Origin of the sequence: Nocardia sp. NPDC058658 (assembly GCF_042716665.1) — a bacterium.
Lineage (GTDB): Bacteria > Actinomycetota > Actinomycetes > Mycobacteriales > Mycobacteriaceae > Nocardia.
In genome coordinates this window covers 275824-299157 of sequence record NZ_JBHXRR010000004.1, presented here as the reverse complement: position 1 = coordinate 299157, position 23334 = coordinate 275824, and the positions used below count along the sequence as shown (strand labels likewise).

24 protein-coding genes and 1 riboswitch are annotated in these 23334 nt (G+C 66.8%); of the genes, 11 read left to right on the top strand and 13 right to left on the bottom strand.

What is annotated here, in order from left to right; genetic code table 11:
* Positions 1–16: 16 nt before the first annotated feature.
* Both ACFWUP_RS10385 and ACFWUP_RS10380 read right to left on the bottom strand, forming a co-directional pair.
* Entirely contained in the window at positions 17–574 is a 558-nt protein-coding gene (locus ACFWUP_RS10385) for a LytR C-terminal domain-containing protein (protein WP_379232813.1), read from the bottom strand.
* Positions 575–616: 42 nt separating this feature from the next.
* Complete coding sequence (locus tag ACFWUP_RS10380; RefSeq protein ID WP_379232811.1) at positions 617–931, bottom strand: DUF3263 domain-containing protein; 315 nt, start codon at positions 929–931, stop codon at positions 617–619.
* Between the two features lie 171 nt (positions 932–1102).
* Between ACFWUP_RS10380 and ACFWUP_RS10375 the strand changes: the two genes are divergently transcribed.
* The 9 genes from ACFWUP_RS10375 to ACFWUP_RS10335 all read left to right on the top strand — a co-directional run bounded on the left by ACFWUP_RS10375 (position 1103) and on the right by ACFWUP_RS10335 (position 11629).
* Positions 1103–1693 carry a peptide deformylase gene (locus ACFWUP_RS10375; RefSeq protein ID WP_379232810.1) on the top strand — a complete coding sequence of 197 codons (591 nt, stop codon included), beginning with the start codon at positions 1103–1105 and terminating at the stop codon, positions 1691–1693.
* Complete coding sequence (locus tag ACFWUP_RS10370; RefSeq protein WP_379232808.1) at positions 1683–2642, top strand: GNAT family N-acetyltransferase; 960 nt, start codon at positions 1683–1685, stop codon at positions 2640–2642. The genes ACFWUP_RS10375 and ACFWUP_RS10370 overlap by 11 nt, the downstream gene beginning before the upstream one ends.
* Before the next feature lie 17 nt (positions 2643–2659).
* Positions 2660–3469, top strand: a complete 810-nt coding sequence (locus ACFWUP_RS10365) for an exodeoxyribonuclease III (protein ID WP_379232806.1) — start codon at positions 2660–2662, stop codon at positions 3467–3469.
* 73 nt (positions 3470–3542) lie between these two features.
* The gene (locus tag ACFWUP_RS10360; protein ID WP_379232804.1) at positions 3543–4742 is read left to right on the top strand and encodes a homogentisate 1,2-dioxygenase; all 1200 of its coding nucleotides are present in this window, start codon (positions 3543–3545) and stop codon (positions 4740–4742) included.
* On the top strand, positions 4739–5953 hold the full coding sequence (gene fahA, locus ACFWUP_RS10355) for a fumarylacetoacetase (RefSeq protein ID WP_379232888.1): 1215 nt from the start codon (positions 4739–4741) through the stop codon (positions 5951–5953). Before ACFWUP_RS10360 ends, fahA begins: the two co-directional genes overlap by 4 nt.
* Positions 5954–6091: 138 nt before the next feature.
* Positions 6092–8353 (top strand): MMPL family transporter, encoded by a 2262-nt coding sequence (locus tag ACFWUP_RS10350; RefSeq protein WP_379232802.1) that lies wholly within the window; start codon positions 6092–6094, stop codon positions 8351–8353.
* A 194-nt stretch (positions 8354–8547) separates the two neighbouring features.
* A riboswitch (TPP riboswitch) is annotated at positions 8548–8673 on the top strand.
* The gene (thiC, locus tag ACFWUP_RS10345; protein ID WP_379232800.1) at positions 8665–10296 is read left to right on the top strand and encodes a phosphomethylpyrimidine synthase ThiC; all 1632 of its coding nucleotides are present in this window, start codon (positions 8665–8667) and stop codon (positions 10294–10296) included. (Overlaps the previous riboswitch by 9 nt.)
* A gap of 225 nt (positions 10297–10521) precedes the next feature.
* Positions 10522–10722 (top strand): hypothetical protein, encoded by a 201-nt coding sequence (locus ACFWUP_RS10340; protein WP_379232799.1) that lies wholly within the window; start codon positions 10522–10524, stop codon positions 10720–10722.
* Between the two features lie 115 nt (positions 10723–10837).
* Positions 10838–11629: a thioesterase family protein gene (locus ACFWUP_RS10335; protein WP_379232797.1), complete on the top strand. Its 792-nt coding sequence runs from the start codon at positions 10838–10840 to the stop codon at positions 11627–11629.
* Here the strand turns inward: ACFWUP_RS10335 and ACFWUP_RS10330 are convergent.
* The 10 genes from ACFWUP_RS10330 to ACFWUP_RS10285 all read right to left on the bottom strand — a co-directional run bounded on the left by ACFWUP_RS10330 (position 11626) and on the right by ACFWUP_RS10285 (position 19906).
* A complete protein-coding gene (locus ACFWUP_RS10330; protein ID WP_379232795.1) occupies positions 11626–12132 on the bottom strand; it encodes an SRPBCC domain-containing protein in 507 nt (168 codons plus the stop codon). The genes ACFWUP_RS10335 and ACFWUP_RS10330 overlap by 4 nt on opposite strands.
* A 15-nt stretch (positions 12133–12147) precedes the next feature.
* A complete protein-coding gene (locus tag ACFWUP_RS10325; RefSeq protein WP_379232793.1) occupies positions 12148–12477 on the bottom strand; it encodes an ArsR/SmtB family transcription factor in 330 nt (109 codons plus the stop codon).
* The gene (locus ACFWUP_RS10320; protein WP_379232791.1) at positions 12467–12898 is read right to left on the bottom strand and encodes an SRPBCC domain-containing protein; all 432 of its coding nucleotides are present in this window, start codon (positions 12896–12898) and stop codon (positions 12467–12469) included. The genes ACFWUP_RS10325 and ACFWUP_RS10320 overlap by 11 nt, the downstream gene beginning before the upstream one ends.
* Positions 12899–13002: 104 nt before the next feature.
* Complete coding sequence (locus tag ACFWUP_RS10315) at positions 13003–13884, bottom strand: DUF559 domain-containing protein (RefSeq protein ID WP_379232789.1); 882 nt, start codon at positions 13882–13884, stop codon at positions 13003–13005.
* Positions 13885–14136: 252 nt separating this feature from the next.
* On the bottom strand, positions 14137–15657 hold the full coding sequence (locus tag ACFWUP_RS10310) for an MFS transporter (protein WP_379232787.1): 1521 nt from the start codon (positions 15655–15657) through the stop codon (positions 14137–14139).
* A gap of 168 nt (positions 15658–15825) precedes the next feature.
* The gene (locus ACFWUP_RS10305) at positions 15826–16836 is read right to left on the bottom strand and encodes an ABC transporter substrate-binding protein (protein WP_379232785.1); all 1011 of its coding nucleotides are present in this window, start codon (positions 16834–16836) and stop codon (positions 15826–15828) included.
* Between the two features lie 30 nt (positions 16837–16866).
* Entirely contained in the window at positions 16867–17625 is a 759-nt protein-coding gene (locus ACFWUP_RS10300; protein ID WP_379232887.1) for an ABC transporter ATP-binding protein, read from the bottom strand.
* A 92-nt stretch (positions 17626–17717) separates the two neighbouring features.
* Complete coding sequence (locus ACFWUP_RS10295) at positions 17718–18524, bottom strand: ABC transporter permease (RefSeq protein WP_379232783.1); 807 nt, start codon at positions 18522–18524, stop codon at positions 17718–17720.
* Positions 18525–18612: 88 nt separating this feature from the next.
* The gene (locus ACFWUP_RS10290) at positions 18613–19023 is read right to left on the bottom strand and encodes a VOC family protein (RefSeq protein WP_379232781.1); all 411 of its coding nucleotides are present in this window, start codon (positions 19021–19023) and stop codon (positions 18613–18615) included.
* A gap of 244 nt (positions 19024–19267) precedes the next feature.
* Positions 19268–19906, bottom strand: coding sequence for a TetR/AcrR family transcriptional regulator (locus ACFWUP_RS10285; protein WP_379232780.1), 639 nt, complete (start codon positions 19904–19906; stop codon positions 19268–19270).
* 89 nt (positions 19907–19995) lie between these two features.
* Between ACFWUP_RS10285 and ACFWUP_RS10280 the strand changes: the two genes are divergently transcribed.
* Entirely contained in the window at positions 19996–21132 is a 1137-nt protein-coding gene (locus tag ACFWUP_RS10280) for an epoxide hydrolase family protein (protein ID WP_379232778.1), read from the top strand.
* A 103-nt stretch (positions 21133–21235) separates the two neighbouring features.
* Here ACFWUP_RS10280 and ACFWUP_RS10275 read toward each other — a convergent pair whose 3' ends face one another.
* Positions 21236–22378, bottom strand: a complete 1143-nt coding sequence (locus ACFWUP_RS10275; RefSeq protein WP_379232776.1) for a GTP-binding protein — start codon at positions 22376–22378, stop codon at positions 21236–21238.
* A gap of 79 nt (positions 22379–22457) precedes the next feature.
* Between ACFWUP_RS10275 and thiD the strand changes: the two genes are divergently transcribed.
* Positions 22458–23306, top strand: coding sequence for a bifunctional hydroxymethylpyrimidine kinase/phosphomethylpyrimidine kinase (gene thiD / locus ACFWUP_RS10270; RefSeq protein WP_379232774.1), 849 nt, complete (start codon positions 22458–22460; stop codon positions 23304–23306).
* Positions 23307–23334: the final 28 nt, after the last annotated feature.

The window sequence follows — 23334 nt, the reverse complement described above, 5'->3', positions numbered from 1 at the left end:
GCGTGCCGCGCCTGGTTCAGCGACCGGTCAGGACGACGACAACACCCGGCGAGGTATCGCCCGACTTGGGCGCGACCGTCCCACCGACCTGCTCGGCGATCTCGGTGGCCGCGGCCTTGTCGCCCGCGCCGCCGCCGTAGTACACGGTGGTGGTGGTCAGGTTCGCGCCGCTGTAGTTGCCGGTGCTCACATTGGTCCAGCCCGCCGCACCCAGTTCGCTCGCGGTGCGCGCGGCCAGTCCGGCGACGAGGCTGTTGTTCAGCACCTTCACCGGCACAGCCTGATCCGTGCCGCTCGCCGCCGGAGCGGTGGTGGTCGCGGAGGTGGTCGTCGGCGCGACGGAAGTCGTGGTCGGGGCAGCGGCCGCGCTGGTGGTCGTCGGCGGCTTCGTGGTGGCCGGCGCCTGGGCGACCGCGCTCGAGGTGGTGGTCTCGGTCGGCTCCTCCGAGGCCTGGGCATCGGAATTCGACAGCGACATCGCACCCAGACCGGCGAAGACAATGGCCAGCGCGATCAACACCATCGCCAGCGCGCGCAACGGCGGGCCGCCGGGGGTGGGGTTCGGGTTGCTCACCCGCCCAACCCTAGTCGCAACACCGGGTGTGTGACCGTCATGTCAGACCTGGAAACCGAGTTTGCGCGCGGCACGCGACTTCTGCCTGCTGGCCCGGAGTCGGCGCAACCTCTTGACCAGCATCGGGTCGGCGGCCAGCGCGGCGTCGGAGTCGACGATCGCGTTGAGGACCTGGTAGTACCTGGTGGCCGACATGGCGAAGAGCTCGCGGATCGCGTCTTCCTTGGCGCCCGCGTACTTCCACCATTTGCGTTCGAAGTCCAGGATGTCGAGCTCGCGCCGGCTCAGACCGGTGCTCTCGTCCGGTTCGCCCGCACCAGGGCCCTCGGAGATGTGCCGAGCTGCTGCGCCGTCCATCTTGCTCCCTCGCCGAGTATCACGAGATGGGTGAATACCGTCGCCATTCAACCACGGGTTCCCCCGATCCCTCGACCCATGTCACGGCGTGTTGACTAGCGGCCAGTAGGGGTGTCGCGGCCCACAGGGGCCGCCGCTCGCCCGCCGGTGCGTGCGGCGATAATGGCGACCATGGCAATTCTCCCGATCGTGATCGTCGGTGACCCCGTTCTCCACAACCCCACCGCGAAGGTGACGGAGACCCCCGCGGAGCTGGCCGAGCTGATCGCGGACATGTTCGACACCCTCGAAGAGTCGAAGGGTGTCGGCCTCGCGGCCAATCAGGTGGGCGTCGGCAAGCGGCTGTTCATCTACGACTGCCCCGATTTCGACGCCGAGGGCAACCAGGTCCGCCGCAAGGGCGTGGTGGTGAATCCGGTGCTCGAGACCTCGGCCATCCCCGAGACCATGCCCGATCCCGATGACGACGAGGAAGGCTGCCTGTCGGTGCCCGGCGAGCAGTTCCCGACCGGTCGCGCGGACTGGGCCAGGGTCACCGGCACCGACGAGAACGGCGAGCCGGTCGACATCGAGGGCACCGGCTTCTTCGCGCGCATGCTGCAGCACGAGGTGGGCCACCTCGACGGTTTCCTCTATGTCGACGTGCTGATCGGCCGCAACGCCCGCGCCGCCAAGAAGGCGATCAAGCGAAACGGCTGGGGCACACCGGGTTTGAGCTGGATTCCGGGAACCGTGCCCGACCCCTTCGGTCATGACGACTGAAATCCCCCTCGGGCGCCGCGTAGTGATGCGGTACCAGCTGCCCGCCGGTTATCCCCAGCCGCTCACCGACGTGATCGGCGAACTGGTGTCGCTCGCACCGCCGTCGGTCCGGACCGCCGAGGGTGAGCTGGTGTCGGTGTCGGCCGACCGCGTCGTCGCGCTGAAAGCACTGGGGCCCAGGCCTATTCGGACCAAGGAGATTCGTTCCTTGGAAACCGCAGCAGCGATGGCGTGGCCAGGCAGCACCCACCTGTGGATCGACGGTTGGCTCGCGCGTGCGGGCAACGGCTACACCGGGCGGGCGAATTCGGCTGTGCCACTGGGTGAGTCGGGTGTGCCCGCGGTGCTGTCGATCGACACCATGCACAAGATCGCGGACTGGTACACGAGTCAGGGGTTGCCGCTGCTGCTGCAACTGCCCGACCGCCTCGCCCCCGTTCCGCCGACCTGGAACACCTGGAGCGAGACCGTCGTCCTCGGTCTCGACATCGCGAATTTCGTACTGCCACAAGGTCCGCCGATGGTGCGGATCTCCGATGTGCCCGAGGACGGCTGGCTTCGCACGCACCGCTATCGCGGCGAGATCCCCCTCGACCCGTCCGTGCGCGAACCGGATGTCGCCGTGCTCACCACGGTCATCGATGGTGTTCTCGGTTTCGCCTCCCTCGGCCTACCCGAACCACTGTCCATCGGCCGCGGCGCGGTGACCACCGCACCCGACGGCCGCCGCTGGGTCGGTCTCACCTGCGTGGCCGTGGCAACCGCGCACCGCCGCAACGGACTCGGCGCGCTGCTGTGCGCCGAACTGATCCGCTGGGGTGCCGAGCACGGCGCGACCCACGCCTACGTCCAGGTGGAGGTGGGCAATTCCGCCGCCCTCGCCCTGTACCGCGAGCTGGGCTTCATCGAACACCACGCCTACCGCTACGCAGCACCCCAGAATCACTAGAAGGGACAACCGCACCCGTGCGTCTCGCCACTTGGAACGTCAACTCGATCCGCTCCCGCGTCGATCGGGCGATCGCCTTACTGGACCGCCACGACATCGACGTGCTGGCGTTGCAGGAGACCAAGTGCCGTGACGATCAGTTCCCCTTCGAGCAGTTCGAGGCTGCGGGGTACGAGGTGGCGCATGTGGGGCTCAACCAGTGGAACGGGGTCGCGATCGTGTCGCGGGTCGGGCTCACCGATGTCGAACTCGCGTTCCCTGATCAGCCCGGTTTCGACAAGGACGCCGGTGATTCGCTGATCGAATCGCCGGTCGTCGAGGCGCGCGCACTCGGCGCCACCTGCGGCGGGGTGCGGGTGTGGAGTCTCTACGTCCCCAACGGTCGCGCGCTCGACGACCCGCACTACACCTACAAACTGAACTGGCTCTCGACCCTGCACGCGAAGGCGGCGAGCTGGCTGGCCGAGGATCCCGCGGCGAAGATCGCGCTGGTCGGCGACTGGAACATCGCCCCCACCGACGACGATGTCTGGGCGCCGGAACTGTTCATCGGCAAGACCCACACCTCCGCGCCCGAGCGCGAGGCCTTCCAGTCGATGCTCGACCTCGGCTTCCGCGATGTGATGCGCCCGTTCGCCCCCGGCCCCGGCGTCTACACCTACTGGGACTACACCCAGCTGCGTTTCCCCCGCAAGGAGGGCATGCGCATCGACTTCATCCTCGCCTCCCCCGCGCTGGCCGACCAGATCAAGGACGCCTCGGTGGACCGTGAGGAACGCAAGGGCAAGGGCGCCAGCGATCATGCTCCGGTGATCGCCGAATTCTGACGGAATTTCCGCGCGTTCTCGGTTACGTTGAAGGGAGAAGTTTCAGCCTGCAACGCAGCGGGAGGTGCGCTCGATGTTCTACCGGCGAGTTGGTGCGGTGCCGCCGAAACGGCATACGCAGCATCGCGATGAGCGCGGCAACCTCTATTACGAAGAACTGATGGGCGAAGAGGGGTTCTCCGGAGACTCCTCGCTGCTCTATCACCGAGCCCTACCACCCGCGATCGTCGATGCAACCATCTGGGAGCTACCCGACCAGACTCTGACGCCGAATCATCCACTGCACCACCGACATCTGCGGCTGCCACTGCTGTTTCCCAGCGACACGGCCGTTTCCACAGACCCCGTCACCGGGCGCAGGCTGCTGCTCGCCAATGCCGATGTGCGGATCTCGTACGTGGTCGCCAAGGGTGCGTCTCCGCTGTACCGCAATGCCATCGGCGACGAGCTGGTGTACGTGGAATCCGGTGCGGCCGTGGTGGAAAGCGTGTTCGGGATCTTGCCGGTCCGCCAGGGCGATCAGGTGCTGATGCCGCGCGCCACGACCCACCGCTGGCTGCCGACGGGCGAGGAACCGTTGCGCGCGTATGTGATCGAGGCATCCAGTCACATCACCCCACCCAAACGCTATCTCTCGAAATTCGGTCAGCTGCTGGAGAATTCGCCGTACTGCGAGCGAGACATCCACGGGCCGAACGAATTGCTGCTCGTCGACGACACCGACGTGGAGGTGCTGGTGAAGCATCGCGCGGGCACCGAGGTGATCGGCACCCGGATGACCTACGCGACGCATCCGTTCGATGTCGTCGGCTGGGATGGCTGCCTGTACCCGTACACCTTCAATATCGCCGACTTCGAACCGCTGACCGGCCGCGTTCATCAGCCACCGCCGGTGCATCAGGCCTTCGAGGCCACCAATTTCGTGATCTGCAATTTCGTGCCGCGCAAGGTGGACTATCACCCGCTGTCGATTCCGGTGCCGTACTACCACTCGAATGTGGATTCCGACGAGATCATGTTCTATTGCGGCGGAAACTACGAGGCGCGCAAGGGTTCCGGTATCACCCAGGGTTCGGTCTCGGTCCATCCGGGCGGTTACGCGCACGGCCCGCAACCCGGCGCGTATGAACGCAGTATCGGGGCGGAATTCTTCGACGAACTGGCGGTGATGGTGGATACGTTCCGGCCGTTGCAACTCGGCGAGGGTGCGCTGGCCTGCGAGGATCCCGCTTATGCGTGGACCTGGTCGGGTCGCGGGCCGGGGCTGCGATGAGCCTGCTGCGCGTGGAGGTGCCCGCCGACTCCCTGTTCGGGCCCGAGAACATGCCCTACGGGGTTTTCGCGCCCCCCGACGGCGACTTCCGGGTCGGCTGTCGGTTGGGCGATACGGTGCTCGATCTGGCTGCGCTGCTGGATGATTCGGTGTTCGCGCGCCCCGACATGAATGCCTTTCTCGCGCAGGGTTCCAGCCGGTGGCGCGAGGTTCGCGAAAGGTTGCGCGCGCTCGCCGATACGGCACTACCGGTCGATGCTCTGTATCCGGCGTCCTCGGTGCGGATGGCACTGCCGATACGGATCGGCGATTACGTCGACTTCTATGCCAGCATCGACCACGCCACCAATCTCGGCAGACTGTTCCGGCCGGATAGTGAACCGCTGCTACCGAATTGGCGTCACCTGCCGGTGGGTTATCACGGCCGAGCCGGCACCATCGTCGTGTCGGATACGCCTGTCATCCGACCGCGGGGCCAGCGCAGAACAGCTTCCGGCACACCCGATTTCGGACCGTCCGAGCGTTTGGACATCGAAGCCGAATTGGGTTTCGTCGTCGGCACCGGCTCCACCCTCGGCGCGCCTGTCGCCGTCGACGAATTCACCTCCCATGTTTTCGGTGTGGCCCTGGTCAACGACTGGTCGGCCCGCGACATCCAAGCCTGGGAGTACCAGCCGCTCGGCCCGTTCCTCGGCAAGTCGTTCGCCACGTCCATGTCGGCCTGGATCACCCCCTTGGCGGCGCTGACCGAAGCTCAGGTGCCACTACCGGCCCAGGACCCGGAACCCCTCCCCTACCTGCGCGGCACCGATAATTTCGGCCTCGACATCGACCTGACTGTGGCGTGGAACGGCGAGGCCGTCTCCCACCCGCCCTACGCACGCATGTACTGGTCCCCAGCCCAGATGCTGGCCCACCTCACCGCCAACGGCGCCTCGATCCGCCCCGGCGACCTCTACGCCTCCGGCACTATCTCCGGCCCCGAACCGGCACAGCGCGGCTCGCTCATCGAATTGTCCTGGGGTGGAAAAGAACCCGTCACCGTCGCAGGCGAGTCCCGCACCTTCCTGGCCGACGGCGACGAGGTCACGATCACCGCCACCGCACCCGGATCGGCAGGGAGGCCGATCGGCCTCGGCGCGGTCAGCGGACGCATTCTGCCCGCGCACAACTCTTCGCCGCCTGCTGCGGGCGGTTCGTCTACGGGATAACCGCAGCGGTCGCGTCCACCCAGGGGCGGAGATAGTACTCGACCTACTTCCGACCCGAGGCGGTATCGAGAAGAATCGGGCGCGGGATACGGTGACGGTTCGAGCGTTTCCGAGCAGTCACAAACAAGAGGCCCGACGATGTTGACGACAATCGCCCGCACCGCCGTCGCCCGACCACGCTGGGTGGTCGCGGTCGCACTGTTGCTGATGATCCTGTGTGGCGCGATCGGTGCCACGGTGCACTCGCACATGAAATCGGGCGGATTCGTCACCGATGATCTCGATTCGGTGCAGGCCAGCCAGTATCTGAACGACAACTTCCCTGGCAGCGAACCCAACTTCGTGCTGACGATCTCCGCCGAGGGCGTGGCCGACTCCGCCGAGGCACGTGCGGCCGCCGACCACGCGATCGCCGTTCTCGAGTCCCATTCCGAGATCGTCAGCGGCGTGCAGTCGTACTGGACCGCGCGCCCCGACCTCAAACAGGCGATGCTCAGCAAGGACCGCTCGCACGCGCTCATCCTGGCCAGCATCGAGGGCGACGATGCCGAACTGCCCGATCGGGCGGCGATGCTGAGCAAGGAACTTCAGGTCGAGAGCGGTCCGGTCACGGTCAAGGCCGGTGGGCTCGCCGCGACGTTCGCCGATATCAACACCCAGATCAGCAAGGACCTGATCATCGCCGAGGCGATCGCGATCCCGATCACGGGTCTGCTGCTCGCGCTGGTGTTCGGCAGCCTCATGGCGGCCGCGCTGCCGGTGGCGATCGGGCTGTTCGCCATCGCGGCATCGCTGGGCATTCTGCGCGTGCTGACCGCCCTGACCGATGTGTCGATCTTCGCGCTGAACATGACCACGGCGCTCGGACTGGCGCTGGCGATCGACTACAGCCTGTTCATCGTGAGCCGGTATCGCGAGGAACTGACCGCGGGCGCCACCCCGACGGCCGCGGTGACCCGCGCGATCCAGACCGCCGGTCGCACGGTCGTGTACTCGGCACTTGTTGTCGCGCTGTCGCTTTCGGCGCTGCTGGTGTTCCCGCAGTACTTCTTCAAGTCGTTCGCCTACGCGGGCATCGCGGTGGTCGCCGCCGCCGCGGCCGCCGCGGTGATCGTGTTGCCCGCGCTGCTCATCCTGGTCGGTCACCGCATCGACGCGGGCGACCTGCGCGCACCGATGCGCCGCCTGTTCCGGCTGGCTCCGCGCACGGAAAAGGAACCGCGCCAGACGTTTTGGTACGGCCTCGTCATCGCGGTGATGAAGCGGCCGATGTCGATCGCGCTGGCCGCCACCGCGTTCCTGCTGCTGCTCGGCTCGCCGTTCCTGGGTGTGCAGTTCGGTTATCCCGACGACCGGTCGCTGCCCACCGATGTCGCCAGTCGCGAAGTTGGCGACATCCTTCGCACCGAATTCGACGCCGATCTCGCCTCGAGCGCCACCATCGCGCTGCCCGAATTCCGTGGCAACACAGCCGAACTCGACACCTACGCGCGCGAGCTGTCCAAGGTGCCCGACGTACCGGCCGTCCTCAGCAGCGCGGCGGTGTATCGCAACGGGCTGCGGGTGGCCGCGGGCGTGCCCGAGATGTCGGACCCCCAGCGCGGCGCCTACCTGTCGGTCGCCACCTCCCTCGACCCCTACTCCGACGCGGGCGGCGCCCAACTCGACACCCTGCGCACCGTGCCCGCGCCGTCGAAAGCCCTGATCACGGGCCCGGCCGCGCTCAACCAGGACTCCGTCAACGCGATCACCGGCAAGTTGCCCCTGGCGGGCGCCCTGATCGCGCTCACCACCCTGGTCCTGCTGTTCCTGTTCACCGGCAGCGTGGTGCTCCCGATCAAGGCCCTGATCCTCAACATCCTGTCGCTGGCGGCGACCTTCGGCGCGATGGTGTGGATCTTCCAGGAGGGCCACCTGTCGGAACTGCTCGGCTTCACCGCCACCGGCACCCTCAACCTCGCCATGCCCATCCTCATGTTCAGCCTCGCGTTCGGCGCATCGATGGACTACGAGGTCTTCCTGCTCTCCCGCATCCGCGAGGAATGGCTCGCCGGGCCGAAAACCACCGAGGGCAACACCGAGGCCGTCGCGATGGGCGTGGCCCGCACCGGCCGCATCTTCACCGCCGCCGCCCTGCTGATGAGCATCGTGTTCCTGGGCGTCGCCACCTCCGGCGTGTCGATGATGAAACTGTTCGGCCTCGGCTGCGCCCTCGCGGTGATCAGCGACGCCACCATCATCCGCGGCCTGCTCGCCCCGGCCCTCATGCGCATGATGGGCACCTGGAACTGGTGGGCGCCGAAACCACTGGCGTTGCTGCACAACAAGTTCGGGCTGGATGAAGCCGAGGCCGCCCCGGCACCGGCCGAACCGCAGCTGACCGAATCCGCCACTCGTTAGCGAACAACTACTACGCCGCCTAGACTTCAACCCAGCCACGCACGCCCCGACCTCGAGGAGGGGCCGCCGCGCAAGCGGCGGTTCGCGGCCGTCCCGCCGATGGGAGGCCGTTGCGCAGGCGACGAAGGAGCAAGCAACGGCCTCCCATCGGCGGGACACAAGGGGCCGCGAACTCGAGCGCGCCAGCGCTCCATCAAACACAGCACGGGGGCTCGCACCAGCGGGCTGAGAGGACGGCTAGCCCAATCGGGCGTCAGGGCCGTCGACCGTATGAACCTGACCGGGTAATGCCGGCGTAGGGAGGAAGAATCATGGGCTCGAACACGTCTGTCGACACCGTCACCACCGGTCCGATCCAGGGCAGCGTCAAGCACTACAACGAGGTCGACGGCCTGCGGATCCCGGTTCGTCGCATCAATCTCACCAATGGAGACCACTTCGACGTCTTCGACACCTCCGGCCCGTACACCGACAACAACGCGGTGATCGACCTCGAAGCCGGGCTGCCGAAACTGCGCGACGACTGGGAAAAGCCCACCGTCGAAGGCCCGCCCACCCAGCTGCACTGGGCGCGCCAGGGCATCATCACCCCCGAGATGCGGTTCATCGCCGCCCGCGAAGGGGTCTCCCCCGAGCTGGTGCGTCACGAGGTCGCGCTCGGCCGCGCGGTGATCCCGGCCAACCACAACCACCCGGAACTCGAGCCGACCATCATCGGCAAGAAGTTCCTGGTCAAGATCAACGCCAATATCGGCAACTCGGCGGTGTCGTCGTCGATCGCCGAAGAGGTCGAGAAGATGGTGTGGGCCGCGCGCTGGGGCGCCGACACCATCATGGACTTGTCCACCGGCAAGAACATCCACGAGACCCGCGAGTGGATCCTGCGCAACTCCCCCGTCCCGATCGGCACCGTTCCGATCTACCAGGCGCTGGAGAAGGTGAACGGCGATCCCACCAAGCTCACCTGGGAGATGTACCGCGACACCGTGATCGAGCAGTGCGAGCAGGGCGTCGACTACATGACCGTGCACGCGGGCGTGCTGCTGCGCTACATCCCGCTCACTGCCAAGCGCGTCACCGGCATCGTCTCGCGCGGCGGATCCATCATGGCCGCTTGGTGTTTGGCACATCACCAGGAATCGTTCCTGTACACGCACTTCCGTGAACTGTGCGAGATCCTGGCCAAGTACGACGTCACCTTCTCCCTCGGTGACGGCCTTCGCCCCGGCTCCATCGCCGACGCCAACGACGAGGCCCAGTTCGCCGAACTACGCACCCTCGGCGAGCTCACCAAAATCGCGAAATCCTATGGCGTGCAGGTGATGATCGAAGGCCCCGGCCACGTGCCGATGCACAAGATCGTCGAGAACGTCCGCCTCGAGGAAGAGCTCTGCGAAGAGGCACCGTTCTACACCCTCGGCCCACTGGCCACCGATATCGCACCCGCCTACGACCACATCACCTCCGCCATCGGCGCCGCGATCATCGCCCAGGCAGGCACCGCCATGCTCTGCTACGTCACCCCCAAGGAGCACCTGGGCCTACCCAACCGCGACGACGTCAAGGTCGGCGTGATCACCTACAAGATCGCCGCCCACGCCGCCGACCTCGCCAAGGGCCACCCCCACGCCCAGGACCGCGACAACGAATTGTCCAAGGCCCGTTTCGAATTCCGCTGGCACGACCAGTTCGCCCTCTCGCTGGACCCCGACACCGCCCGCGAGTACCACGACGAAACCATGCCCGCCGAGCCCGCCAAGACCGCCCACTTCTGCTCCATGTGCGGTCCGAAGTTCTGCTCGATGCGCATCTCCGCCGACGTCCGCGAGTACGCCGAAAAACAGGGGCTCACCGACGTGGCCGCCATCGAAGCCGGCATGGCCGAGAAGTCCGCCGAGTTCGCCGACCAGGGCAACAAGGTCTACCTCCCGGTCGTCTCCTGACTCCCAGCACCACCATCGTCGACGCCCGTCCGATCTTCGCGATCAGGCGGGCGTCGCGCTGTGCTCGCACACCGGGAAATCGCGATGATCCGGCACGCGCCGCGCCGAGCCAGCGTGCCGCACCACCGCGTGCACCCCGGATTTCGGGGCTTTCGCTCATCGAGGAGATCGGTAGCTTTGGTAAGCGTGTCGACCTACCGGCACGCTGAGCACTGGAGTGAATCAATGAAGCGCATCGTCGCCGGGGCCCTCGTGGCCGCCGCCCTGTCCGTCGCCGCCCCGATCGGCACCGCCCAGGCCGCGTCGCTGCCGGTCGCCGACTCCGGCTCGTCCTCCATCGGCTGCACTTCGGATACCAGCCCGTGCGCCCTCCGCCCGCTGTTCGACCTGTTCACAGCCCTCTACACCGGCAGCGCACAGGCCTGAATACCGCGCGCGACCTGGTGGGGTGGGTCGCGCCCGCCGATCGGCGGATTCGCCCGTCACTGCCCCGCGCGCAGCGGCTACCTCGGATCGCGGGGCCGGGGGTAACGTCAGCCGGGTGGCCGATGCTTTCTACCGCCGAGACCCCGAGGACCCGAACCGGTACCTCTCGACCGAGCTGACCCGGGGCCCTTGGTCGCCGGATGCCCAACATGCCGGACCGCCTTCGGCGCTGCTCGGGCATGTGATCGAGCGGTGTGAGCCGCGGCCGGGGTTTCAGGTCGGGCGGGTCGCGGTGGAGATTCTCGGGCCCGTTCCGTTGGCGCCGTTGACCGCGCAGGCGAAGGTGGTGCGGGCGGGGCGCAGTGTGGAGCTGATCGAGGCGACACTGTCGTCCGAGCGGGGGCCGGTGATGCAGGCGAAGGCGTGGCGGATCAAGCTGGCCGAGCCCGTGCTCGACCTGCCCGAGGAATTCCTGCCCACCGGCACCCGCGAGTTCCCCGAGGCCACGCAACCGTCACTGTTCCCGACCGATCACGAAGTCGGCTTCCACACCGGCATCGAATACCGTTTCACCACCGGCTCTTTCGACGAGCCCGGCCCGGCGGTCTGCTGGATTCGCCTGAAGTATCCGATCGTCGCGGGCACCACCCCGAGCCCGCTCGAGCGCGTACTCGCGGCCGCCGATTCGGGCAACGGCGTGAGTGCCGTCCTGGACTGGTCGAAGTACCTGTTCATCAACACCGACCTCACCGTCACCCTGCACCGCCAACCGGTCGGCGAATGGGTGTGCCTCGACGCGGTCACCCACCCCCAACCGCATGGCATCGGCCTCGCCGAATCCGCACTCTTCGACGAGACCGGGCCGTTGGGCCGCAGCACCCAAACCCTGCTGCTGGCACCGCGTTAGGGACGCGGCTTCACCAAGTCGGCGTTGCCGTGCTTGAGTACCTCGGTCTCGAAGGTGCTGTCGGTTCGGAACGGGTCACCGGTGCCGGTGGTGATCAGATCGTGCAGGCTCTTGGTGATGTAGGCGCCCCAGGCATTGGCGCACACCTCGTAGCATTCGTCGGCGGGGCGCAAACCCACATGGGTGAAACGGATTTCGGTACCGCCCTCACGTTCGACGATGTCGAAAACGACGTCGGTGTTCTCCCATTCGGCGGTGTCGGCGATGAAGGAGATGTAGGTGTCGGTGACGTGCCAGACCAGGCGCTTACCGGGGATCGACTCGGTGGTGGTCATCGTGCAGCGGTGCGCGCCAGGGACCTCGAAGCGGTAGCTGTCGCCCACGGTGCCCGTGGTGCCTTCGATCGTTTCGTTCCACCAGCCGCGGACGTTGTTGATGGCCGCGAACGCCTCCTCGGGCGTCGCATCGACGGTGGTGGTCGCGGTGAAGTTGTTGTCGCTCATTGCTTTTCCTTCGGTTCAGCCGTCCAGATGTCTCCGGAGGGCGTCCAATGGCCCGTCCCAGTCGCGGGCCATGGCGGCCAGGAACTGTTGGGCCACTTGCATGGGAGCGGAGTCGAGTCGGTAGCGCACCCTGCGCCGCTCCCCCGGTTCCGCGATCACCAATCCCGCATCTGCCAGCAGGACAAGGTGTTTGGCGATCGCCTGCCGGGTGATGGGCAGACGATCGGCGAGGTCCGTCGCGGTGGCGGGCCCGTCGGCGGCGAGGGCGGCCAGCACCGCTCGCCTGCTCGGATCCGCCAGCGCGACGAAGACTCGTTCGGCCGTCGCCTCCGACTCAGGCCGCATCGAGGTACTCGACCAGCTCACCCAGCTCGCTCTTCCAGCCACCGACATTGCCCTCGAACGCCTCCTTGTAGGCGTCGTCGGACAGCTGCGCGAACCCGGTCTCGACCACGGTCAGCCGTGTCCCCGCGCCGACCGACTCGAGCGTGAACTCCACATACGTGCGCCGCGGATCTTCGTCGGGCAGTCCATTGATCGGCCAGGTGTACCCGAACACGCTCGGCTTCTCCACCCGCTCCACCCGAATATCCGCCGAGAACCCCTCGGTCCAGGTCATCCGCATCGCCCCACCCGGCCGCAGATCGATCTCGGCAGTATTACCGAACCAACTCGCCAGCCCCTCCGCGGTAGTAATCGCCGCCCACACCTTCTCCGGCGGATGCGCGAGCTCGACAGTCCGCACGATCTGATCAGGGAATCCCATGATGCCTCCTCGTATGTTGCAACCGACTGGTTGCAACTCAGGGTATGGCAACCAAGTGGTTGCGTCAAGGGTTGGTTCGGCGTAATCACGCAATCGGCCGCGTTCTAATCAGTTTTCTGACTGATCGAGGCCGAAGTGTGTGATTTCGCCAGTCCACGACCGAACCGGCGGCGACGCACAACATCGGCGACCTCATCGGCACAGTGGTCGAGAGTGCGCAGAACATCGTGCGCCGAATAGCGCAGTACGAACCAGCCATGAATCAACAACCAGTTCTGCCTACGTCGGTCCCGACGGAACGTCAGACGGTCGTTATGAAACTCCCAGCCGTCGATTTCCACCACGGTGCGACTGCGATGGTCGACGAAGTCGCAGGTGAAGGGGCCGATCGGTTCGTTGGCCGCGAGGTGGAGGTTGCGGCGTGCCAGCGCACGGGCGAACAGTCGCTCGGGCTCCGACAGCGCCCGCGAGGCCGTATGCCGCAACTGCTGTCGCAGGACGGGGACACCACGTCGACCGGTTTCGCACAGCCGCGACAACTCAGCCGGATCGACCGTGCGGCACAACTGTTCGTCGATCAGTGCGTCCGCGTCCGGCGCCGGCAGGACCGGCAAACAGTCGAGCACCGTTTGGGCGGTAGTGGTCATCGGCAGTTGGGCCAGATCATCCACCGCGTCGTCGGAGAGATCGCGCCCGTAAAGCCGCACCCAGGGCGGGGTTCTGCGGCGGCGGGCGATCGGCACGGTCGCCTCGAAGACCTCCGGCTCGGGCAACATCCCCCACAGCCATGCGGCCGTTCGGTGACTGAGATGCGCTTCGGGCAGCCACTCGATGATCGCGGCGCATCGCGCCAGCGCGGTCGGCGCACCTTCACAGAAGATCCCCGGTAGCAGCCGCACATAGGTGCCGCGGCGGCACCGATCGCCGATCGTGCTCGACGCAACACCTTCGGCAGCCAACTGTGCGCGGGTGACGACTCTGTCCATGCCCGGCATTCTGCGCCGACGTCGACGGCCGACGTCCGCTCCAGACCGCCTCTGTGGATAACACGCAGGTTGTGGATAACTTTCCGCGCGATAGTTTCGAGAAGCTCGCCACCGCCCAGATCGCCCGCTCCACGGTGCTACCGGCCGAACCGCCCGGCGAAATCACACAAAACGGCGCTCGAGAATCAGTTTTCTGATTATGCGGCGGCCGATTGTGCGATTACGCCGGGTCGGGACTTGCCGTGTCCACGTTCAGTGGCCGCCGGTGATCTGGAAGCCCTTGGGGACCAGCCAGACGGTGAAGACCGTGACGACGGCTACCACCGCGGCGGAGATGTAGGACGTGGTGGTGAGGGCGGCGTCGAAGGCGTGGGTTGCGGCTTGGGCGAGTTGGGTGTGAGCTGGTTCGGGGAGGTCGGCGGCTACTTCGGCCGCGCCGCCGATGGAGCCGCTCGCCTGGTCGAGGCGGTCGGCGGGGACGGGGAGGTCGGTCATGTGCTGGGTGAAGATTCTGGCGTGCAGACTGCCGAGGAGGGCTACGCCGAAACCGACGCCTACCTCGTAGTTGGTCTCCTCGACCGCGCCCGCCTGGCCGGCGCGGTCGGCGGGGACGGCGCCGACGAGGACGGCGGCGGCCGCGGTGACTGCCATGCCGTCGCCGAGGCCGAACGACACCAGGACCAGCGCGACCACCGGATAGGTGGTCGGCTCCGGACTCACCGCGAGCAGCAGGAAGCCGAGCGCGACCGCGCCGAGGCCGACTCCGAGCACCGCGCGGACACCGAACTTCTCCATCAGCATCGGTGTGAGGAGGGAGGCGGTGAGGAGAGTGAGTGCGGCGGGCAGCATGCGGATGCCCGCCTGCGACGGGCTGTAGCCGTGGACGTACTGCAGCCACAGCGAGATCAGGAACATGGCCGCGCCGATCGCCATCATGGCCAGCAGGGTCGCGACGGCCGCGGCGGTGAACGCGCCGTTGCGGAACAGTCGCACGTCCAGCAGCGGGTCGGTGGCGGTGAGCTGGCGGCGGGTGAACCAGGCCAGTGCGGCGATACCGACGACCAGGATCGCCCAGTCCGTCACGCTCGCTTCACCTTTCGCGAGATGCTTGACGCCCCACGCCAGGCAGACGATGCCCGCCACCGAGAGCGCGGCGGCGAACCAGTCGAGGCTGCCGGCCTGTGGCGCACGGTATTCCGGCAACACCCACAGCCCGACCACCACCGTCACCAACACCACCGGCACGTTCAGCCAGAACGCCGACGACCACCCGAAATGCTCGACCAGAAACCCGCCGACGATCGGCCCGACCGTGGCCCCCACCCCCGCGACCGCCGCCCAGATCCCGATGGCCATGGTGCGTTCGCGCGCGTCGGTGAAGATATTGCGGATCAGCGACAGCGTGGACGGCATCACCATCGCCCCGCCGATCCCGAGCAGCACCCGCCCACCGATCAGCTGTGCCGCGCTCCCGGCGGTAGCGGCTACCACCGAAGCGATACCGAACAGCACGAAACCGCTGACGAACAACAACTTTCGCCCCACCCGATCACCGAGCGCCCCCGTGGTGATGAGCAACCCACCGAGCACCAGCCCGTAGATGTCGATGATCCACAGCTGCTCCAGCGGCCCGACCTGCAGATCCTCGATCAGTGACGGCAACGCCACATTGAGGATGGTGGCATCCATCGCCACCAGCAACAGGCTCGCGCACAGCACCCCGAGCATGACCCAGCGCACCGATCCGTACGCCCCCGCACTTGTGCCCACCACTCAGCTTCACCGCCGATTCCTGGTCATGACCGATCCGCAGCTCAACCTACCGAGTCTTCAGCGGTTCGCCGGGGAGCCCGACCGGGCAACGAGCGAACAGTGCGCTATCACGCGAACGGCGCCCGCGATCGGAGATGGATCGCGGGCGCCGATATCCAGCGGTGCCGATTACGACTTGTCGAAGCGGGTGTCGACGAAGGACTCGAAGTCGACCTTGCCCGGGATGGCCTTGGCCTTGGTGAAGGCGTCGGCGATTTCCTGTTCGGACGCGATGACCTCGTCGGAAAGCTTGATCGGTTGCTTGATCGAGCGGGTCCAGGTGGTGCGGGAGGCGTCGACGCTGATCTGGGTCAGTTCGGCGTACCTGGTGGACCAGGTGTCGAGGTTGTCCGCGGACCATTTGGTGGCGGCGGCGTAGCGCTGGAAGAAGTCGGCGAGGGCGGCGGATTTGCCCGCGTCGGCGACGGTTTTGTTGCCCGCTACCCAGAAGTTGTAGCCGTTGGCGGCTTGGTCGGCGGTGGCGATGGACTTGGCGCCCGATTCCTTTTCGGCGATGGCGGTGTAGGGGTCCCAGGTGGCCCAGGCGTCGACATCGCCGCGGGTGAGCGCGGTGTAGCCGTCGCCGGGGGCGAGGTACACCGGCTCGATATCGCTGAGCGACAGTCCGGCCTTCTGCAGTTGCAGCAGCAGGTTCGCATTGGCCGAACTGCCCTTGTAGACGGCGACTTTCTTGCCTTTGAGTGCGGTGACGGAGCTGATGGTCGAGTCCTTGCCGACCAGGATCGCGTCACCCTTTCCGGTGGCCGAGAGCGCACCGACGATCTTGATATCCGCGTCGGCCGCCGCACCGAAAATCACTGGGGTATTGCCTGTTTGGGCGATATCGATGCCGCCCGCGCTCGCCGCTTCGACCAGCGGCAGACCGGCGGTGAAGGTGGAGAATTCGATCTTGTAGGGCAGGTTCTCCAGTTGCCCCGATGCCTTCAACAGCACTTCGATCGAAATCGCCTTCTGGTCACCGACTTTCAGCGTGACCGTGCTGAGGTCGACCGGCCCCGTGGGCGCGGCCTCGGTCGACGCGTCGTCACCGCAGGCGCTCAGGGAGAGCGCGGTGACGACGGCGAGTGCCAGACCGGTCAGACGAGACTTCGGAGTGCGTTTCACGGGAACAACTTTCATGCGTGGGACGGAGTGCGGATCGCTGACGGTTCAGCGAGTGACACCGAGCAGGGCGAGCAGATGGGTCGCGTACTCGGCGACCTCCGGTGCCGCGGCGGTGCGTGGGCGTGGGAGTTCGATGGGCACATCGACGGCGATGCGGCCCTCGTCGAGCACCAGAACGCGGTCGGCGAGCGTGATCGCTTCCAGCACGTCGTGAGTCACGAGCAGTACGCCGAATTCGCGCTGGGCGTGCAGGCCGAGCAGCAGGTCGTGCATGGCCAGACGGGTCAGTGCGTCGAGTGCGCCGAAGGGTTCGTCGAGCAGCAGCAGGGTCGGCTCGGCCACCAATGCCCTTGCCAGCGCGGCACGTTGGGCCTCACCGCCGGACAGGGTGAGCGGCCACGCGTCTGCCCGATCAGCGAGACCGACCTCGGCGAGCAGGTCGCGGGCGGCTTGCTCGTCGACCCGCCGACTGCGCGGCTTCGGCCTGCCGAGGGCGACATTGCGCACCACCGGCTGCCACGGGATCAAGCGGGGTTCCTGGAAGACGATCGTCGGCCTGCCTTCGACGGAAACCTCACCGCGAGTGGCGGTATCGAGGTCGCCGAGGATCCGCAAAATCGTGGACTTGCCGGATCCACTGCGCCCGACCAGCGCCACGATCTCGCCCGCGCCGATCTCGAGATCGATTCCGGCGAGCACGGTGCGCTCACCGAATCGCTTGCGAAGACCGCTGATTCGCGCGGCAGCGACCCGGGGCGACCGCGCGGAGATGGGGGTGACAGTTGTGGCGGCGGCAGCGGTCATGGTGTGAACCTCGCGATCGAACGGCGGCGGGGTAGCGGGCCTGCCCACTCGCAGGACGGGGTGGGCCCTCGAGTCGGCGGAAGATGCGGACATCAGCGGTTCACCGTCGGGCGCCAGCGCAGGGCTCGGCGTTCGAGTAGGCGGACGATCGAGTCGGTGAGCAGGCCGAGGAGGCTGTAGACGACCAGGCCGAAGACGACTATGTCGGTGCGCAGGAATTCGCGGGCGTTGTTGACGACGAAGCCGAGGCCCGCGCTGGCGTTGATCTGTTCGGCCACGATCAGTGAGAGCCAGGCGATGCCGAGGCTCTGGCGGGCGCCGACCAGGATCTGCGGTAGGGCGCCGGGGAGGACGAGCAGGCGCAGGCGTTCGGCGAGGCCGAGGTGCAGTGCGCTGCCGAGTTCCAGGAGTTTCGGGTCGAGTTGGCGGATGCCGGCGAAGGTATTGAGGTACAGCGGGAAGAACACGCCGAGCGCGATCAGGTAGACCTTGGGTTCCTCGCCGATACCGAACCAGATGATGAACAGCGGGATCAGCCCGAACAGCGGGATGGTGCGGATCATCTGCAACTGCGGGTCGACCGCGTATTCACCGATCTTGCTCAGCCCGGCGAGCACCCCGAGTACCAGCGCGAGCACCGCGCCGAGCGCGAACCCGTACAGTGCCCGCTGCCCGGAAACCAGCAGAGCCTCGGTGAGCTGGCCCGATCGGTAGGTTTCCAGACCCGCGTCGAGCACCGCCGAGGGCGCGGGCAGTTTCCTGGGCGGAATCCAACCGCTGGTGCTGGCGAGCTGCCAGACGAGCAACAGCACGAGCGGCGACAGCGCACGCAGAAACCCCGGGCGGCGGTACAGCGGGACCCGTCGCTCGGCGGTTTCGGTGGGCTTGTCCAACAGCATTCGTGCATGGTGCCCGCCGCGAGGGGTCGGCCGACAGGGTTCGAATCAGCTCGAGAGTTACTCGCGCCCTGATTCGAGACCCGCGCTGCTAGCCCGCTCGACTCGAGATCTGTTGCACGCCCCAGCTGTTCCCGTCCGGGTCACTGAAGAAGACGAACCCGACATTGTCGAGCGGATGCGGGACCTGCCGCGGGTTCTTGCCGAGTTCTTGAACATCGGTGACCTCGACACCACGCGCCACGAGTTCGGCATGCGCCTGCCGGATATCGGGAACCACGAGCTGCAGCCCCTTCAGCGAACCGGGCTCCATATGCGGGACCGCGCCCTTGCCGATGACAATCGAACACCCCGAGCCAGGTGGGGTGAGCTGCACAATGCGCACATCATCGGAGATCACAGTGTCATGATCGACGGCGAAGCCGAGCTTGTCGGCATAGAAATCCTTGGCCCGGTCGATATCGGAAACCGGCACGACCACAACTTCCAAAGTCCAATTCACTACGCGCCTCCGCGTCGTCCGGATGATGCGCCAAGTCTGCCAGCCCCACACCCCCCTGGGTCGGGAAATCCCAGGCAGTCTCTACCCAAAGGGGCCCGCCCCGATCTGGACTGACCGGAGGGTGCGACGAAGGAGTACCCGCAGGGAGGGAAGATCGGGGCCCTCCGGGGCCCCGCTCGAGCGCGCCAGCGCTCCAAAAACACAGCAAAAGGTACACCTGCCCCGGACCCGGTAAACCCCGGGCTCAGGACCTACGTTCCCACCGCCAAGCGAATTCGCCCGTAGCAGGAGGCGGTCCGGGCAGCGACCCCTCGACAGTAAGCCCGTCGATCATCAGCGAAAGAACCCGTTGCCGCAGCTCAGCGGTACGCACAGGCTCTGCCATAGCGACCGCCGAACAAGCCTCGAGAATCAACCCCAGATCGAGCGCATTGACATCAGCCCGCAACCGCCCGCTGGCGTGAGCCCGGCGAACCAACTCCTCGGTGACCTCACCGGAGTGCATCACATCCGGCAGCATCGATTCGTCCGGAGTGAAGGTGCCCGCGAGATGCACGGTGAGCGAGTGCACGTCAGCGTCGACCACCCGCTCCAGAAATCCGACAAACCCCCGCCAACCGTCCGAATCCTCCAGCGCCGCATCGGCTTCCGCGTTGTACCGCCGCAACCCTTCGTGGCACAGCGTGCGCAGCAGCACCTCCTTGCTCGGATAACGCCGGTACAGCGCACTGATCCCAACCCCCGCCCGCTCGGCAACGGCCGCGATCGGCGCGTTCGGATCGTCGAGGAACACCGCACGGGCGGCCTCGAGGATCAACCCGTCGTTGCGGGCAGCCTGCGCCTTGCGGCCGGCCAAGCGGGGTGCGGTTTCACTCTGAGCCATGAATATCAGCCTACCACTTGAAACGGAATGATCCGTTCTGCTACGTTTGAAACAGAACGGAACATTCCGTTTCGTAAAGAGGAGCCGACATGACCGCCATCACCCCCTTCACCATCGACATCCCGCAGGCCCGTCTCGACGACCTCGCCGCCCGCCTGCGCAACGCCCTCTACCCCGACGAACTGCCCGGCGTCGGCGATGCCTACGGCGTCCCGGCCGGCCGCGTGCAGGACCTCGCCAAGTACTGGCTCGAGGAATTCGATTGGCGCGCACTGGAATCCGAGCTCAACGCCTACCCCCAGTTCACCACCGAGATCGAGGGCGAGGACATCCACTTCCTGCACATCCGCTCCTCACGCCCCGATGCGACGCCGGTGATCCTCACCCACGGCTGGCCCGGTTCGATCCTCGAATACCTCGACGTGATCGCCCCGCTCACCGAGCCCGAATCCGCCGATCAGCCCGCCTTTCACCTGGTCATCCCCTCGCTGCCCGGCTTCGGCTTCTCCGGCCCCACCCGCAGCACCGGCTGGAACCGCTACCGCACCGCCCGCGCCTGGGCCGAACTGATGTCGCGCCTCGACTACCAGCGCTACGGCGCCATCGGCAACGACGGCGGCTCGATGGTCTCCCCCGAGATCGGCCGGATCGCGCCGGACAACGTGATCGGCGTGCACGTCACCCAGCTGTTCTCGTTCCCGTCCGGCGACCCGGCCGAGTTCGAGGGCCTGTCGGAGGCGGATATGGCTGCGCTGCAACACCTTCAGTGGTTCCACGAGAACAAGATGGCCTTCAACACCTTGCACAGCCAGCAGCCGCAGACCCTGGCCTACGCGCTCGCCGACTCCCCGGTGGGCCTGCTCGGCTGGAACGCGCAGCTGTTCGGCGAATCCTTGGATCCGCAGTTCGTGATCGCGAATGTGGCACTGTACTGGCTCACCGGCACGGCCGGTTCGTCGCTGCGCTTCTACTACGAGGACGCACACGCCACCGAACAGCCGACCGAGCCCACCACGGTCCCGACCGGCCTGGCGATGTTCGCCGGCGATTTCCAGTCGATCCGCCGATTCGCCGAGCGCGACCACAGCGAGATCGTGAGCTGGAATTCCTACGACACCAGCTCGGCCACGGGCGGCGCGAACGACGCGGCCGGGCACTATGCCGCGCACGAGGCACCCGAGGTGCTGGTCGGCGACATCCGCGAGTTCTTCGCCGCGCTCGCCTGACTCGACCAGGTGCCGCGGCCCACGCTCCCCTCATCGGTGCGTGGGTCGCGACCCATTCGAATCATGCACCAGCGCACTGACATACGCGCACCAATGAGACCGATCAGTGATGCTCGTGCAACTCGGCCCAGGCCGGGAACGGGTCGGGGTAGCCGGCCCACTCGCTCGCGCCCGCCGCGAACTCCGCGTCGGTGAGCAGGGCGGCGTCGAGTTCGCGTCGCAGGGCGGGCGCGTCGAGCCGAACCCCGATGAACACAAGTTCTTGTCCCGCAGGCACTTCCAGCTCCGACCACCACGCGCCGGGTTCGAAAGTCAGGTTCGGACCGGCCTGCGACCAGATGGCCGCCAGCTCGGGGCGGCTCGCGATCCAGCAGAAGCCTTTGCTGCGCAACATCCCCTTCAGCCGCTCGAGCACGTCGGCGAGGCGTTGCGGATGGAAGGGTCGGTCGGCGAGGTAGGTGAAGCTGCTGATCCCGTATTCCTCGGTTTCGGGCGTGTGCCCGCCAGCCAACTCCTCGGCCCAGCCCTCGGATTCGGCCGCGACCACGGGGTTGTAGCGCCCCGTGGCGAGCACTTCGCTCAGGTCGACGGCACCCTTTTCGGTGCGAAGTACGTGCGCTCGCGGGTTGAGCCTGCGCACGGTGGCCTCGACCGTAGCGGCGGCGTTCGCACTGACCAAGTCGGTCTTGTTGATCAGCAGCACGTCGGCGAACTCCACCTGGTCGACAAGCAGGTCCGCGATCGACCGCGAATCACCCTCGCCCGCTTCGAGATTGCGTTCGGTCAGCGCCTGCCCGCGCACCAGTTCGGCCAGGAAGGTGGAGGCGTCGACGACGGTGACCATGGTGTCGAGGCGGGCGACGTCGCCGAGGCGGAAACCGTCCTCGAACTCCCAGTCGAAGGTGGCCGCCACCGGCATGGGTTCGGAGATGCCGGTCGACTCGATCACCAACTGATCGAAGCGGCCTTCGCGCGCCAAGCGGGCGACGGCCTCGATCAGATCCTCGCGCAGGGTGCAGCAGATGCAGCCGTTGGTGAGCTCGACCAGCTTCTCCTCGGTGCGGTCGAGGTGTCCCTGGCCCGCGACCAGCGCCGCGTCGATATTGACCTCGCTCATATCGTTGACGATCACCGCGACCCGGCGGGCGTCGCGGTTGGCGAGGATGTGGTTGAGCAGCGTGGTCTTGCCCGCGCCGAGGAAACCGGACAGGACGGTGACGGGCAGATGCTTCGAGGAGTTGGTCACGAGAGTTAATGATAATGGTTTTCATTTGCTGGTCGAATTCGGGTCTCACATCGACACTCGCGAGCCGTAGGGTTGGGGCGTGAAGATGTTGCCGCTGACCCCCGATGGCCAGACCCCCGTTCGCGCACTCACCATCGCGGGCACCGACTCCGGTGGCGGCGCGGGCATCCAGGCCGATTCGCGCACCATGGCGCTGTGCGGGGTGCACGCGTGCGTGGCGGTGGCGGCGGTGACCGTGCAGAACACGGTGGGCGTCAGCGGTTTTCACGAGATTCCGCCGCAGGTCGTGGCCGATCAGGTGCGCGTGGTGGTTCGCGATATCGGCATCGGCGCGGCCAAGACCGGCATGCTCGCCTCCACCGCGATCATCGAAGCGGTGGCCGGGGTGTGCCGCGAGCTCGGGATCGGGCGCGACGGCACCATCCCACTGGTGGTGGATCCGGTCGCGGCCTCGATGCACGGCGACCCGCTGCTCCACGCGGAAGCCCTTGAAGCAGTACGTAATACGCTGATTCCGCTGGCGACCGTGGTGACGCCGAACCTCGACGAGGTGCGCCTGATCACCGGCATCGAGGTGGTCGACGACGTCACCGCCCGCAAGGCCGCCGAGGCTTTGCACGCGCTTGGTGCGCAGTGGGCGATCGTGAAGGGCGGACACCTGCGCGCCTCGGAAGTCAGCACCGATCTGCTCTACGACGGCGACACCTTCCGCGAGTTCACCGCCCCGCGCATCGCCACCGGCAACGATCACGGCGGCGGCGACACCCTGGCCGCGGCGATCGCCAGCGCGCTCGCCAACGGCTACTCGGTACCCGACGCGGTCGAGTTCGCCAAGGAATGGACCTACCGCTGCCTCGCCGCCTCCTACGACCTCGGCGCAGGTCACGGGCCTGTCTCACCCCTCTGGCGATTGCACACAGACGACTGACGGGCGCAGCGTTCCTCGGCCGCGCACG

Bases quoted from the DNA above. Each gene is read 5' to 3' on its own strand.
- ACFWUP_RS10340 (WP_379232799.1), top strand. From the start codon at position 10,522: ATGAAGCGCATCGTCGCCGGGGCCCTCGTGGCCGCCGCCCTGTCCGTC.
- ACFWUP_RS10360 (WP_379232804.1), top strand. From the start codon at position 3,543: ATGTTCTACCGGCGAGTTGGTGCGGTGCCGCCGAAACGGCATACGCAG.
- ACFWUP_RS10315 (WP_379232789.1), bottom strand. From the start codon at position 13,884: ATGGACAGAGTCGTCACCCGCGCACAGTTGGCTGCCGAAGGTGTTGCG.
- ACFWUP_RS10300 (WP_379232887.1), bottom strand. From the start codon at position 17,625: ATGACCGCTGCCGCCGCCACAACTGTCACCCCCATCTCCGCGCGGTCG.
- ACFWUP_RS10330 (WP_379232795.1), bottom strand. From the start codon at position 12,132: ATGAGCGACAACAACTTCACCGCGACCACCACCGTCGATGCGACGCCC.
- ACFWUP_RS10370 (WP_379232808.1), top strand. From the start codon at position 1,683: ATGACGACTGAAATCCCCCTCGGGCGCCGCGTAGTGATGCGGTACCAG.
- ACFWUP_RS10320 (WP_379232791.1), bottom strand. From the start codon at position 12,898: ATGGGATTCCCTGATCAGATCGTGCGGACTGTCGAGCTCGCGCATCCG.
- ACFWUP_RS10325 (WP_379232793.1), bottom strand. From the start codon at position 12,477: ATGCGGCCTGAGTCGGAGGCGACGGCCGAACGAGTCTTCGTCGCGCTG.
- ACFWUP_RS10295 (WP_379232783.1), bottom strand. From the start codon at position 18,524: ATGCTGTTGGACAAGCCCACCGAAACCGCCGAGCGACGGGTCCCGCTG.
- fahA (WP_379232888.1), top strand. From the start codon at position 4,739: ATGAGCCTGCTGCGCGTGGAGGTGCCCGCCGACTCCCTGTTCGGGCCC.
- ACFWUP_RS10350 (WP_379232802.1), top strand. From the start codon at position 6,092: ATGTTGACGACAATCGCCCGCACCGCCGTCGCCCGACCACGCTGGGTG.
- ACFWUP_RS10305 (WP_379232785.1), bottom strand. From the start codon at position 16,836: ATGAAAGTTGTTCCCGTGAAACGCACTCCGAAGTCTCGTCTGACCGGT.
- ACFWUP_RS10285 (WP_379232780.1), bottom strand. From the start codon at position 19,906: ATGGCTCAGAGTGAAACCGCACCCCGCTTGGCCGGCCGCAAGGCGCAG.
- ACFWUP_RS10280 (WP_379232778.1), top strand. From the start codon at position 19,996: ATGACCGCCATCACCCCCTTCACCATCGACATCCCGCAGGCCCGTCTC.
- thiC (WP_379232800.1), top strand. From the start codon at position 8,665: ATGGGCTCGAACACGTCTGTCGACACCGTCACCACCGGTCCGATCCAG.
- ACFWUP_RS10380 (WP_379232811.1), bottom strand. From the start codon at position 931: ATGGACGGCGCAGCAGCTCGGCACATCTCCGAGGGCCCTGGTGCGGGC.
- ACFWUP_RS10375 (WP_379232810.1), top strand. From the start codon at position 1,103: ATGGCAATTCTCCCGATCGTGATCGTCGGTGACCCCGTTCTCCACAAC.